Below are 13,115 nucleotides of genomic sequence, written 5' to 3' on the forward strand. Positions count from 1 at the left end.
ATAAAACGAACACGCCGAATAAGAACCGAGCCGCGACGCAGAAATGCGAACGCAACCCAGCCCGAACCTGGGAAGTGGTGTTTCAGAGGATTGGCTGCCCCGGGGGCCGTCCGCGCTGATGCGTGTCCGGTGCTCCATGTCAGGCAACTCGAAGAACACTAGACCTCTGGGATGGCCGAGTCAAGGCCCGCAAGCGAATTTTCGGCGACCTCCGCCGCCGGCAGGTGGAAGGCCAGGACGGCGACGTCGTCGTCGTGCTCCGAGGTCACGCCCATCGCCCGCAGCAGACGGGCGCAGATGACGTCGGGGGCGCCGATCGCACCGGTCAGGGTGCGGGCCAGGAGGTCGAGGCCCTGGTCGATGTCCTCGTCGCGACGCTCGACCAGGCCGTCCGTATAGAGGACGCCGGTCGTGCCGGGGAGCAGGCGCAGGGTGTGGGAGACGTGCATGCCTCCCCCGGTGCCGAGCGGCGGGCCGTTCTGTTCCTCGCTGCGCAGGATGGTGCCGTCGGGGCAGCGCAGCAGGATCGGGAGGTGGCCGGCCGAGGCGTAGGAGAGGGTGCGGCGCTCCGGGTCCCAGACGGCGTAGGTGCAGGTGGCGATCTGGTTGGCGTCGATCTCCATGGCGAGGCCGTCGAGCAGGCGCATCACCTCGTGCGGTGGCAGGTCGAGGCGGGCGTAGGCGCGGACCGCGGTGCGCAGCTGGCCCATGACGGCCGCCGCCCGCAGGCCGCGGCCCATGACGTCGCCGATGACGAGTGCCGTGCGCCCGCCGTCGATGGCGATGACGTCGTACCAGTCGCCGCCGACGGCCGCCTCGGCGCCGCCGGGCTGGTAGGTGGCGGCGACCCGCAGGTCGGCCGGCTGGTCGAGCTTCTGCGGGAGCAGGCTGCGCTGGAGGGTGACGGCGGCCTCGCGCTGGCGTCGTTCGGCTTCGCGCAGACGGGCGGCGGCGAGGACCTGGTCGGTGACCTCGGCGGCGAAGATCAGGACACCGGCGGGCGGGCCCTCGACGGGGGCGTCGGTGGTGTCGCCGGAGCCGAGCGGGACGCAGGAGACGTTGTAGTAGCGGTTGCCGGTGAGACCGAGGATGCAGCGGGCCTTGACGCTGCGCGGGCGGCCTCCGCGGATGACCTGGTCCATCAGGGGCAGGACGCCCATGGTCCCGAGTTCCGGGAGCGCCTCGCCCGCGGGCAGGCCGGTGGGGCGTTCGCCGAAGAGTTCGCGGTAGGCGCGGTTGGCGTAGCCGAGCTGGTGGAGCGGGCCGTAGGTGACGGCGACCGGGGCGGGGATGCGGTTGAGGACCTCGCGCAGGTTCTGGGGTTTGTGCGGGTCGAGGAGTTCGGAGGCGGCGGCGGTGGAGCCGGCCGGTTCGCGGGGGCTGGGCACGACGACGCCGTCGGCGGAGGGCGCGCCCTCGTCGGTGCCGACCCCGCAAGTCGGGGTGGCACGCCAGGGGACTCCGGTGAGCCGGGCGCTCCAACGCATCAGGTTCAAACGACGGCCGCTTCCTCGTTTTCCAGGCATATCATCACTTTTTGTGTACACGGCAGTACACGGGGTAATGACCAGGTCGGGCTGATCCTGTCAGGCAGAGGCCCGGTTTCGGAAGTCGCGCGCCCGGCGTGGCCGTCCGATCGGTTTCCGGGCCGCATCGGCGGGGGCGGTCAGCGGGGCGCATCCGGTCCGGCGTCGGACGGCCGTCCGGGCTTCGGGTCGAACCCCTCCTCGAAAGCCGAACGCGGGTGCTCCATCGCACCCAGCGAGACCACCTCGCGGGAGAACACCCCGCCCAGCACCCAGTCCATCAGCACCCGGACCCGGCGCTCCGCGGTCGGCAGCCGCCGCAGGTGCCTCGCCCGGTGCAGCCACCAGGCCCGCCGGCCGGTGAGCTTGCCGCCCCGCCGGGTGTGCGCGACGGCGCGGTGCGGGCCGAGCGAGGTCGAGCAGGCCGCGGGACCGGGCTCGTACTCCGCCAGGCCCGGTGCGTGCGGCCCGCCGTCCAGGGCGACCGCGATGTTGCGGGCGAGCAGCGCGGCCTCGGCGAAGGCGTGCTGGGCGTTGGGCGCGCAGGGGGCGCCGTGCGCGTTCGGATCCGGTACGGCCGCGCAGTCGCCGGCCGCCCAGACGCCGGGCAGGGCCCGCCCGTCCGGTCCCACCGCCTGCAGGGTGGACAGACAGCGGACCCGGCCGAGGGTGTCCAGCGGCAGGTCGGTGTCGCGCAGCAGCGGGGACGGCCGGACGCCCGCCGTCCAGACCAGGGTGCGGGCGCCGAAGCGGCTGCCGTCGGAGAGTGCGACGACCCGGTCGACGGCGGACTCCAGGGTGGTGCGCAGCCGGATGTCGACGCCGCGTTCGCGCAGCTCGCCGAGGGTGTGCTCGGCGAGTTCGGGCGACTCCTCGGCGAGGATCCGGTCGGTCGCCTCGACCAGCACCCAGCGCAGGTCCTCCGCGCGGACGTTGTGGTAGCCGCGCACGGCCGTGCGGACCATGTCCTCCAGCTCCGCGAGCGCCCCGACGCCCGCGTAGCCCGCGCCGACGAAGACGAAGGTGAGCGCGGCCTGGCGCAGGGCGGGGTCGCGGGTGGCGGAGGCCAGGTCGAGCTGTTCCAGGACGTGGTTGCGCAGGCCGACCGCCTCGCCGACGGTGGAGAAGCCGAGGCCGTGCTCGGCGAGGCCCGGCACCGGTGCCGTCCGGGAGACCGATCCGGGGGCCACCACCAGGACGTCGTAGGGCAGTTCGATCGGCGCCGGGGGTTCGCCGGGGCTCGCGGCGTCGGCCAGGGCGCGGCGGGCGGCGTGCTCGATCCGGGTGATCCGGGCGGTGAGCACCCGGCAGTCGGGCAGGACCCGGCGCAGGGGGACGACCACGTGTCTCGGGTCGATCGAACCGGCCGCGACCTCGGCCAGCAGCGGGTGGTAGGTGAAGTAGGCCTGGGGCTCGACCACGGTGATCTCCACCTCGCCGCTCCGCAGCCGCTCCCGCAGGCCGCGCTGGAGGTGGAGTGCGGTGGCCGTACCGGCGCAGCCGCCGCCGGCGATCAGGATCCTGATGGTGCACCTCCTGCCGATGTGACGTTTCGTCCCGGCCTCGCGGCCGGGGGTGTCCCCCATCACGCCCCCCTATGAAGGACCGGCGGAGGTGGTCTTGTCCACAGTCCGTACGGGGCTGGTTGCGTCGCGAGTGGCCGTCGTGGCCAGTTGTGCTTCCTGGGCGACTTTCTGACGCACTTTCGGCCGCGAAGAGCCGTGAACTATGGTCGGATTGTGTACCGGGGCGGCTGTCGCCATGACAATCGGCGGCGACGCACCGTGGAGCGGCCACTACGGCCAGTTCCAGCGTTGGCGTGAGAACCCGACTGGGGGACAGTCATCCGGGGAAGGGTAGTTCCCGGACAGGGCCCCGGGCGGTGCCGACGCGCCGAGCCGGACATGGACCCGGCCCGGCGGCACGAAACCGTGGTCACCGGAACGGGACGGGCGGCACGAGCGATGGTTCATCGGGTCATTTCTGACGGGCTGAGCTGCACCGGGGGGTGCAGGGGCGGGCGACGACAGGGTCCGGATTCGGACGCCTGCGGGGGAGAGTTGGGATGATGGAACAGGAGCAGGTGTTGGGGCGGGCGGGAGCACCGCAGGCCGGGCCGGGCACGGTGCCCGAGCAACGCGGCCCGGTGGACCTGTCGGTGCAGGCCGGGATGGCGCAGGCCGGGATGTTCCAGGGCGCCGCGCCGTACCGGACCGAGTCCGCGCAGGCCGTGCCGCCGGTGCCGGGGGCACGGCTCCGGGTGGACGCCCGACGGAATCTGGAGAGCGTGCTGCGGGCGGCCCGCGAGGTGTTCGGCGAGTTCGGCTACGGCGCGCCGATGGAGGAGGTCGCGCGCCGGGCCGGGGTCGGCGTCGGCACCGTCTACCGGCGGTTCCCGAGCAAGGAGGTGCTGGTCCAGAGGATCGCCGCCGAGGAGGTGGCGTGGCTGACCGCGCAGGCGCGCGAGTCGCTGTACGGCGGCGACGGCGCCTGGGAGTCGCTGGCCGGCTACCTGGCCCGGGCGGTGAGCAGCGGGGCCGGTCGGCTGCTGCCGCCGGAGGCGTTCCGCTACGCGGAGGAGCTGGGCCGGGTGCCTCAACAGCGGGTGCCGGAACCGCCCGCGGCGGTCCGCTTCGACCTGCGCGGTGAGGAGGCCCGGTCCGGCGGGGCGGTCGAGCCGTCGGCCGCCGACGCCGATCCCCGGCTGCTGCTCCAGCTGCTGGCCGCGCTGGTGGCGCGGGCCGGTGCGGCGGGCGAACTGCGGCCGGGTGTCACGGTGTCGGACGTGGTGCTGGTGCTGACCGCGTCGGTGCCGGTGCACGCGGCCCGCCCGTCGGTCTCGACGCCGGCGGCGGGCGGCTTCTCGCCGGTTGCTCCGCAGACGGACGGTCAGGCGCTCACCGGTCCCGCGGACCGGCTGCTGCAGATCCTGCTGGACGGCCTGCGGGCGCGCTGACTCCCGGCGGCGGGTGTGGCCGCCGCGCTTGGCGGGCAGGGCAGTTGGACGGATCACCGGCGCGCGGGGCAGGCGCGCGCGCCGGATGCGGGTGTCGCGCGACCGGGCGCCGCACACTGGGCGAACACATCCGCGACGGCCCCACGGAAGAGTGGGGAACGGCCGGTCCGGCTACCGCGCGTCCCTGCGCTATGCCATCCTTTGCCCGTGGTTGGAGCCAATGTCCGGATGCGCGCCCTTCGCGCGCCGTCGGCGCCGCACGCCGGGGAACCGTGCGCCTACGCACGTCCGCGCGCCCTGCCACACTACGGGGGCTGTCGTGGAATCTGGGGTCCGTTGTGAGCGCCGAGGAACAGAACGACTACGGGTACGGCCTCGACTTCGGAGGCCTCTCGGGTAGTACCGCCGAAGGGTCCGCCGCAGGCTCCGGCGGGCTCGGCGGTACGGGCGGGCTCGGCAGCCCGGGCGGGGCCGGCGGACCGGCCCAAGGCCCGGGCGCCGCAGCGGGTTCCGCGGCCGGACACGTCCCCGACCAGGCCGGGATGCCCAGCCGTGAGTCGCTCTCCGCATCGGCCGCCGCGCTGCCCTCCGGCCGGGTGCCCGGCCAGGCCCCGGCGGGCCGCGGCGGCGTCGCCCCCGAGGCGTTCGTCGGCGAGCAGTTCGGCGGCGGCCGGCCCGTGCGCCCGACCGTGCCCGCGCCCGCCGACCCGGTGGACGGTGAGCGCCCGCCCTCCGACGCCGAGTTGACCGCCCGGGTGCGGGCCGGCGACGACACCGCGTACGAGGAGATCTACCGCCGGCACGCCGAATCGGTCCGCCGCTACGCGCGCACCTGCTGCCGGGACAACTTCACCGCCGAGGACCTCGCGGGCGAGGTCTTCGCCCGCACCCTGCAGGCGCTGCGGGCGGGCAAGGGACCGGAGTTCGCCGTCCGCGCCTACCTGCTGACCGCCGTGCGCAACGTCGCCGCCGCCTGGCACCGCAGCGAACGGCGCGAGCAACTCGTGGACGACTTCGCCGTCTTCGCGCAGACCTCGGCCGCCGTGGCCGACCCCGACCTGGCCGACCCGGGCGCCGACGCCTGGGCGATGGCGATGGCCGACCAGCGGATGGTCATGCAGGCCTACGCCGAACTGCCCGAGGACGACCGGGTGGTGCTCTGGCACACCGAGGTCGAGCGGGAGTCCCCCAAGACCGTCGCGGTGATGCTCGGCAAGACCGCCAACGCCACCGCCGTCCAGGCCCACCGGGCCCGTGACCGGCTCGCCGCCGCGTTCCTGCAGGCACACGTCTCCGGCAGCCAGGACCGGGCGTGCGAGGGGTACGCCAACCGGCTCGGCGCGTACGCGCGCGGCTCGCTGCGCAAGCGGGCCTCGGCGGAGGTCGGACGGCACCTCAAGGAGTGCGACCGCTGCACGGCGGCCTGCCTGGAACTGACCGAGATCAACACCGGCCTGCGCGCGCTGCTGCCCGGCGGCGTGCTCGTCTGGGTCGGGGTCGGCGGGTTCGGTGCCGCCGCGGCCGCCGTCGGCGGTGTCGCCGCGGTCGGCGGGGCGGCCGCGGGGACGGCGGCGGCGACCGCCGGGTCCTCGGGCGCGGCGGCCGGCTCGGCTGCGGGCGGTACGGCGGGTGCGGCCGGGTCCGTCGGTGCCGCGGGCTCGGGCGGTGCCGCGGGCGGAGGGGCCGCGGGGACCGGTGCGGCCTCCGGCGGGCACGCGGCCGCCCTGGCCGGCGAGGGCCTGGGCGCGGCCGCCAAGGCCGGGATCGCCGCCGCCGTCGCGGTGGCCGCGGCCGCCGTCGCCGCCTACGCGCTGACCGGTTCGTCCGAGCCGACTCCCCCGGCGGCCGCTCCCCCGGCCGTCAGCGCCCCGGCCGCGCCTTCCCCGGCGGCCCCGTCCCCGGCGGCTCCCCCTCCGGCACCGGCGCCCCCCGCGCCCGCCCCGGCACCCGCGCCCAGCAGCGCCGCGCCGGCCCCGGAGCAGCCCGCGCCGAGCCCCAGTGCGCAGCCGCCCGTCAAACCCGCTCCGGCACCGCCCGCGGCCCGGGCGCCGAAGCCCGCCCCGGCCGCGCCCAGCAGCCCGGCGGCCCCGAAGCCGACCTTCGTGCCCCCGGTCGTGCCCGCGCCGACGCTGCCGCCGGTGCCCGTGCCCGAGCCGCCCGTCGTCCCGACGCCCACCCCGCCGCGGGTGCCGACCCCGACCGTCACACCGCCCACCCCGCCGCTGCCCACCGACTTCTGGGCCGACGCGCTGCCCGTGATCAAGCCCGGCCACAACCGGGTGCCGCCGCCCCAGCCGAGCATCCGGCAGAAGGGCAGCGACAACTTCTGGCAGCGCGTCGGCGGCTGGATCGGCGGTGACCACCACGCGCACGTCCTCACCGTGCGCGCCCCGGCGACCACCCTGATCGACCTCAACCGCAGCTGCACGTCCTTCGACGCGGTGGCCGGAGTGGACGACGCCACGCTCTCGCCCGGCGGGGTGGTCTTCTCCGTCGAGGGCGGCGACGGCCGCACCCTGTGGCGCTCCCGGGCGCTCGCCGTCGGTGACGACGCCGTGCCGGTGCACGTGCCGCTGGCCGGGCAGAAGTCCATCCGGCTGGTGGTCACGCCGGCGAACGGGATCTGGTCGGCGCTGAACGTCGCGGACTGGGCCGAGGCCCGCTTCCGGTGCTCCTGAGGCAGGTGCACCGGAAACGGGCCTCGGGCTCCGGGCCGCCGGGGCCCGGAGGGGGTCAGATGGCGCAGGCGCCGTCCGCGCAGGCCTCCCCGGCCGGGGCGACCTGCACCGGGGCGGGCCGGCGCTCGCCGATCTCGGTGGCGACCTGGTCCAGCACCTTGCGGAAGGTCTCGGCGTCCTGTCCGCCCTGGACCGCCCACTTGCCCTCGAACACGAAGGTGGGAACGGCGGAGATCCCCAGCTCCCGGCCCTCGGCCAGCTGGGCGTCGACCTCGGCGGTGCCCTCGTCGCCCGCCAGGTAGGCGGTCACCCGCTCCCGGTCCAGGCCCACCGCCACGGCGACGTCGACCAGCGCGGCGCGGTCGCCGACGTCGACACCGTCGGTGAAGTGCGCCTTGAGCAGCGCCTCCTTCAACCGGCCCTGGGCCTCAGGGCCGTACTCGGACTCGGCGAGGTGCAGCAGGCGGTGGCCGAGGAAGGTGTTGGCGTGCAGCGCGGCGTCGAAGTCGTACGCGATGCCCTCGGCGAGGCCCAGCTCGGCCACCCGGGCGTCCATCGCCACGGACTGCGGCCCGTAGCGCTCGGCCAGCCAGGCGCGGTGCGGGCTCGCCGTCGCGGGGGCGTCCGGGACCAGCTGGTACGGGCGGTAGACGACCTCGACCTGCTCCTTGCCCGGGAAGTCCGCGAGGGCCTGCTCGAAGCGGCGCTTGCCGATGTAGCACCAGGGGCAGGCGATGTCGGACCAGATCTCGACCTTCATGCGGGGTCTCCAGGGGGCGTCTTGTCAGATGTGTACGAGATGGGTGAACGATGAACCATCTCGGTACATTCCCGACAACTCCCTGACCTGCCGGTTCAGCCGGCCGGCGGCGCCGGGACCACCAGCACCGGGCACGCCGCGTGGTGCACCATCGCCGAACTGACCGACCCCAGCAGCAGCCGGGCGAACCCGCCGTTGCCCCGGGTGCCGACCACCATCGTGTGCTGCCGGGGCGCCGCCTCCAGCAGCACCTCGATGACGTTGCCCAGCACCACGTGCAGCGACATCTCCCCGGCGTACGGCGTCGGGCGCTGCCGCTGCACGGCGACCACCGAGCGGCGCAGCCCGTCCGCGGTGCTCTCGACCAGCGTCTCCACGCTCTCCTGCACCAGCTCCGCCATCCCCGGCGGATAGCCGGCCGGCGCCGGGTTCACCACGGCCAGCACGTACAGCGGCAGGCCGAACAGCTCCGCCTCCGTCATCGCCCGGTCCAGCGCCCACAGCGACCCGTCCGACCCGTCGCACGCCGCCAGCACCCCGGCCGGGCGGCCGGCCGGCGGCCGCCCGAGCACCGACAGCACCACGGGCACGTCCCGCCCCGCGCTCCCACCGGTCACCGCACACCCTCCTCGCCCCGGATCCACAACCCCGCCATCATGGGCGCCCGGACGACGCCGCCGCCGCAACCGCGCCGAGAGAAGGGGGCGGGTCGGTGGGTGCGGCCCGGTCGACGGGCGGAGGAGCGCGGAGGCGGCCCACCGCGCGGCACGGCCGTCCTGCGTCGGGTCAGGGGGTGAGGGCGGGGGGCTGGGGGTGCGGGAGGCCGGTCCAGCAGGCGCCGTGGCGGCGGGCGCGGACGCGGCGCAGCCAGAGTTCGGCGGAGACGAGCTCGGCCAGGCCGGCGAGCGCACCGGGAGAGATCGGGGAGGCGGGGTCCGCGGAGTCGGCGAGGCCGGCGCGGACGGCGGGGAGGTCGATGAGGCCGGCTTCGGCGAGGAGGGGGGCGTCGAAGAGTTCGGCGAGGCCGTCGGCGGCCAGGCGCAGTCCGGCGCGGGCGGGGGCGGTGCGGTCGGGGCGGGGGCCGCGGCCCCAGTCGGGGGGCAGGTCGGTGCGGCCGGCACCGGTGAGGACGGCGTGCAGGAGGGCGTGCCGGGCGCCGGGCTGGAGGCGGACGTCGTCGGGGAGGAGGCGGGCGGCGCGGACGACCTGGTTGTCGAGGAAGGGCGCGTGCAGCCGTTGGCCGGGCTGTTCGGCAGCGTGCACGAGCGTGCGGAAGGAGCGTGCCTGCCGGTAGAGGGCGTGCCGGGCGCGGTGCGCGCCGGGGCGTTCGTCGGGCGCCGGTTTGCGCGCCGCCAGGCGGAGCCGCAGGGCCACGGAGGAGAGCGCCTCGTCGGAGAGCCAGCGGGCGGCCGGCCCGGGAACGCACCAGGCGAGGTCGACGGCCGAGCGGCTCCCCGCCGTCCCGCCGCCGTCCGGGACGTGGCGGGCGGTCAGTTTGGCGGCGGCCTCGTCCAGCGCCTCGGCGTAGCCGACCCGGGAGAGCCGGTGGGCGGCCCGGACCACGGTGAGCGGTGTGCGCAGCGCGCCGGTCAGGACGCCCGCGACGGCCCGGTCGGCCCCGGCCAGCGCGGCGACCGGGGGCAGGAGTTCGCGCGGGCGGCCGGCCCGGATGAGGTCGGCGAGGCGGGCCGGGTGGCCGTCGAGGACCTGGCGGGCCCCGTAGCCGGTGAGGTGGTCGGTGCCGCCGGCGTCGAAGCGGGCCTCGGCGCGGGCGGCGGCGACGAGTTCGGGCCCGGGCTCGTCGGTGAGCCGGCCGGCCTGCGGGTCGGTGCGCAGCCCGGCGTACGGGAGGGTGTCGGGGCCGGGGTCGAGCACGGTGTGCCGCAGTCGCGGGGTGTCGGGGGCGAGTGCGAGGGTGGCCGGCGGCTCGGTCTCGCCGAGCGTGACGGCGGCCAACTGCTCGGGCGCGGCGGGCTCCCGGACGGCGGCCCGGGCCCAGGACCCCTTGACGGCGCCGTTCCTGGCCCCCGGTGCGACTCCGGGAGGCCCCGCGGCCCCTGCGGCCCCCGGTGCCCTCGGGGCCGGGACGGTCGCCGCGGGCACCGGCGGCAGCGGTACGGCCGCGGCGAGCAGCGCGACGGTGGCGGAGGCGGTGCCGTACGAGAGGTCGACGCCGAGCCGGGCCCGCCCGGCGGGGTCGAGGACCGGCGCGGTGGTGCGGACCCGGGAGCGGACGGATTCCAGCAGGGCGCGGGTGAGTTCGCGGACGGCGGGCGCCTCGTCGCGGGGCTGCTCGGCGGAGACCGGGTCGTCGTAGCCGGACAGGTACGGGCGGCCGCCGCGGATCCCGAGCACGTGGCCGGGCGGCACCTGCTGGACGCCCAGGTACGGCGTTCCGGTGCCGAGCGCCTCGGGGGACTCGGGGCAGGCGAGCCGGGCGGCGAGGTGGCCGGTGTCCAGGGCGGCGCCGACCAGGTCGGCCAGCGGGAGGGCGGCGGTGGCGTACGCCGTGCCGCCGGCCCAGGGGGTGTGGAAGACCGGCTGGGCGCCGGCGAGGTCGGTGAGCAGCAGGGTGGAGCGGGTGCCGGCGCGCAGCACGACGGTGTAGCTGCCGGGCCAGGCGGTGAGGTGGCGGACCGCGCCGCCGCGGGCGGCCGCGAGGCCGGCGGCGAGCTCGGCGTCGGTGGCGCCGCAGTGGCCGAGGACGGCGAGCCGGGTGGTGGCGGGGGTGTCCTCGACCGGGTCGGGGGCGGTGGGGCCGGTGCTGACCGCGGCGGGGGCGCCGGGGCGGAGGGTGACCAGGCGGATCTCCTCGGGGCGCCAGTCGCCGACGGCCCAGAGCGGGTCGGGTCCGGTCCACAGCGGGCGCGCGGCGATCGGCGCGACCGTGCCGGGCGTCCCGTGCACGGGCGTGCCCGCCCGGGGCCCGCCCGTGCACCAGCCCGTCAGCCACCGCATCGCGCCTCCACCGGACGAGGACCTGCATCCGCGCGGCGTGCCGAACGCCGGGTGGGTGTGCCGTGGCGGCCCGTGCGCGTCCCGACGTGCCCCCGCAGCTCGATGCGCCGTCAGGGACATCGTGCCACCGCTCGGCGTCGCTGTGGCCGGTGTTGCGGGTTCCGCTTCGGTGGCGGCCTTTCGGCGGCGGGACGGAACCGGGGCTGAACTCCCCGCGGCGGCGGGGCGGAACGGGGGCGGAGTGCGCCCACGGCGGTGGGACGGGGCCGGGCGGGCCGGGCCTCCCCCTCCTTGGCCCGGACCGCCCGCGGGCCGCCTTGGCATGGGCATCGCGAGATGGCCGAAAGGCGTCGCCCAGCCCGGGAGGGCATCCGCATGCCCTCCCGGACTTCACCGCCGCCCGCGGGGATTGAGGCGGCGGCATCCCCCGGCCCGCCGGGTCCTCGACGGCGGGCCGACCCACGACCACCAGCGAATCGCCGACCAGCCGGTGCGGCCAGGGGGCACGGCCGGGCGCACGTGAACACGGGACCGGAGCACGACGCTCCGGCGCGCGGCGCGATCGGCCGGATCCGAGTGGTCCGGACCAACCCCCGTGCGGCGCCGCCGAGTGCGCGATCCCGCCATCCGGAATGCGACCTCTTAACCGTCGGAACGCGTCCGACTACTCTAGGTACAGCAGCTACGGCCCGGTGCCGCCCGGGCCCCGCGCACAAGGCCGCAGGAGGTGCCGCCGCCACCATGACCGTCAGCCCACGTGGACCGAACGAACGGCTCGGCACGCTCCTGACCCTCGCCCAGATCAGCAACGCCGGACTGGCCCGCCGGGTCAACGACCTGGGCGCCCAGCGGGGGTTGACCCTGCGGTACGACAAGACCTCGGTGGCCCGGTGGGTCAGCAAGGGCATGGTCCCGCAGGGGCCCGTCCCGCACCTGATCGCCACCGCGATCGGCGGCAAGCTCGGCCGGCCCGTCCCGCTGGAGGAGATCGGCCTGGGCGACACCGACCCGGCGCCCGAACTCGGCCTGGCCTTCCCGCGCGACGTCGCCGAGGCCGTCCGCTCCGCCACCGACCTGTGGCGGGTCGACCTCGACCTGCGCCGGGGCCCCGGCGGCGGCCGGTGGAGCGACAGCCTGGCCGGCACCTTCTCGGTCGCCGCCTACGCGACGCCCGTCTCCCGCTGGCTGATCACCCCGGCGGACGGCTCGGTGGCCCGCGAGGTGCCGCGCTCCCCCAGCGACACGTCCTCCTACCGGGTCGGCCACTCGGACGCCGCCAAGCTCCGCGAGGCCGCCCAGGAGGCCCGCCGCTGGGACTCCAAGTACGGCGGCGGGGACTGGCGTTCGTCTATGGTGCCGGAGTGCCTGCGGGTGGAGGCGGCGCCGCTGCTGCTGGCCTCGTACAGCGACGCGGTCGGCCGGGCCCTGTTCGGGGCGACGGCCGAACTGACCAGGCTGGCCGGGTGGATGGCCTTCGACACCGGGCAGCACGAAGCCGCCCAGCGGTACTACATCCAGGCCCTGCGGCTCGCCCGGGCCGCCGCCGACGTGCCGCTCGGCGGCTACGTGCTGGCCTCGATGAGCCTGCAGGCCGGCTACCGGGGCTTCGCCGAGGAGGCGGTGGACCTGGCGCAGGCCGCCCTGGAGCGCAACCGGGGCCTGGCCACCGCCCGCACCATGAGCTTCTTCCACCTGGTGGAGGCGCGGGCCCAGGCCAAGGCCCGCAACGCGGCGGCGTGTGCGACGGCGCTCGGGGCGGCGGAGAGCGCACTCGAACGAGCGCGCGCCGGGGATCCCGATCCGGCGTGGATCGACTTCTACGCCTACGACCGGCTCGCCGCCGACGCCGCCGAGTGCTTCCGCGACCTCGGAGTGCCCTCCAAGGTGCGGCAGTTCACCCGCGAGGCACTGGCCAAGCCCACCGAGGGCTTCGTCCGCTCGCACGGCCTGCGGCTGGTGGTCTCGGCGATGGCCGAGGCGGAGGCGGGCAACCTGGACGCCGCGGTCGCCGCCGGCGAACGCGCCGTCGAGGTGGCCGGCCGGATCTCCTCGCAGCGCAGCCGGGAGTACGTGGTGGAGATGCTGCGGCGCCTGGAGCCGTTCCAGGGCGAGCGCCGGGTGCGGGAACTGACCGAGCGGGCGCGGGCGGTGATCGTCGCTCCGGCTTGAGGAGCGCCGGGCGGGCCCGCCACCGCGCCGGGCGGGCCTCCCACTCCGCCGGGCGGGCCGGCCGCTGC

Annotated in this window: 7 protein-coding genes and 1 pseudogene; 3 read left to right on the top strand and 5 right to left on the bottom strand. The window is 76.5% G+C overall.

Annotation, left to right across the window (positions count from 1 at the left end; translation table 11 throughout):
* Positions 1-191 precede the first annotated feature (191 nt).
* Together ABT048_RS33595 and ABT048_RS33600 are read right to left on the bottom strand one after the other, a co-directional pair.
* Positions 192-1,496: pseudogene (locus ABT048_RS33595) on the bottom strand (SpoIIE family protein phosphatase); the annotation flags it as partial.
* 170 nt (positions 1,497-1,666) lie between these two features.
* The gene (locus ABT048_RS33600) at positions 1,667-3,112 is read right to left on the bottom strand and encodes an NAD(P)/FAD-dependent oxidoreductase (RefSeq protein ID WP_350525367.1); all 1,446 of its coding nucleotides are present in this window, start codon (positions 3,110-3,112) and stop codon (positions 1,667-1,669) included.
* Positions 3,113-3,591: 479 nt separating this feature from the next.
* On the opposite strand from ABT048_RS33600, the gene ABT048_RS33605 reads away from it, so the two are divergent.
* Together ABT048_RS33605 and ABT048_RS33610 are read left to right on the top strand one after the other, a co-directional pair.
* Positions 3,592-4,482 (top strand): TetR/AcrR family transcriptional regulator, encoded by an 891-nt coding sequence (locus tag ABT048_RS33605; protein WP_350525368.1) that lies wholly within the window; start codon positions 3,592-3,594, stop codon positions 4,480-4,482.
* 338 nt (positions 4,483-4,820) lie between these two features.
* The gene (locus ABT048_RS33610; protein ID WP_350525369.1) at positions 4,821-7,160 is read left to right on the top strand and encodes a sigma-70 family RNA polymerase sigma factor; all 2,340 of its coding nucleotides are present in this window, start codon (positions 4,821-4,823) and stop codon (positions 7,158-7,160) included.
* 55 nt (positions 7,161-7,215) lie between these two features.
* Here ABT048_RS33610 and ABT048_RS33615 read toward each other — a convergent pair whose 3' ends face one another.
* The 3 genes from ABT048_RS33615 to ABT048_RS33625 form a co-directional block, all read right to left on the bottom strand.
* A complete protein-coding gene (locus ABT048_RS33615) occupies positions 7,216-7,920 on the bottom strand; it encodes a DsbA family oxidoreductase (protein ID WP_350525370.1) in 705 nt (234 codons plus the stop codon).
* 95 nt (positions 7,921-8,015) lie between these two features.
* Positions 8,016-8,537, bottom strand: a complete 522-nt coding sequence (locus tag ABT048_RS33620) for a universal stress protein (RefSeq protein ID WP_350525371.1) — start codon at positions 8,535-8,537, stop codon at positions 8,016-8,018.
* Positions 8,538-8,706: 169 nt separating this feature from the next.
* Positions 8,707-10,878 carry an asparagine synthase-related protein gene (locus tag ABT048_RS33625; RefSeq protein ID WP_350525372.1) on the bottom strand — a complete coding sequence of 724 codons (2,172 nt, stop codon included), beginning with the start codon at positions 10,876-10,878 and terminating at the stop codon, positions 8,707-8,709.
* A 741-nt stretch (positions 10,879-11,619) separates the two neighbouring features.
* Between ABT048_RS33625 and ABT048_RS33630 the strand changes: the two genes are divergently transcribed.
* Positions 11,620-13,047 (top strand): NsdA family TPR-like regulatory protein, encoded by a 1,428-nt coding sequence (locus tag ABT048_RS33630; protein WP_350525373.1) that lies wholly within the window; start codon positions 11,620-11,622, stop codon positions 13,045-13,047.
* Positions 13,048-13,115 lie beyond the last annotated feature (68 nt).

Origin of the sequence: Kitasatospora sp. NPDC096140, assembly GCF_040303045.1 — a bacterium.
Taxonomy (GTDB): domain Bacteria; phylum Actinomycetota; class Actinomycetes; order Streptomycetales; family Streptomycetaceae; genus Kitasatospora.

Coding starts and splice junctions, on each gene's coding strand:
- ABT048_RS33615 (WP_350525370.1), bottom strand. CDS start 7,920: ATGAAGGTCGAGATCTGGTCCGACATCGCCTGCCCCTGGTGCTACATC.
- ABT048_RS33625 (WP_350525372.1), bottom strand. CDS start 10,878: ATGCGGTGGCTGACGGGCTGGTGCACGGGCGGGCCCCGGGCGGGCACG.
- ABT048_RS33600 (WP_350525367.1), bottom strand. CDS start 3,112: ATGGGGGACACCCCCGGCCGCGAGGCCGGGACGAAACGTCACATCGGC.
- ABT048_RS33605 (WP_350525368.1), top strand. CDS start 3,592: ATGATGGAACAGGAGCAGGTGTTGGGGCGGGCGGGAGCACCGCAGGCC.
- ABT048_RS33630 (WP_350525373.1), top strand. CDS start 11,620: ATGACCGTCAGCCCACGTGGACCGAACGAACGGCTCGGCACGCTCCTG.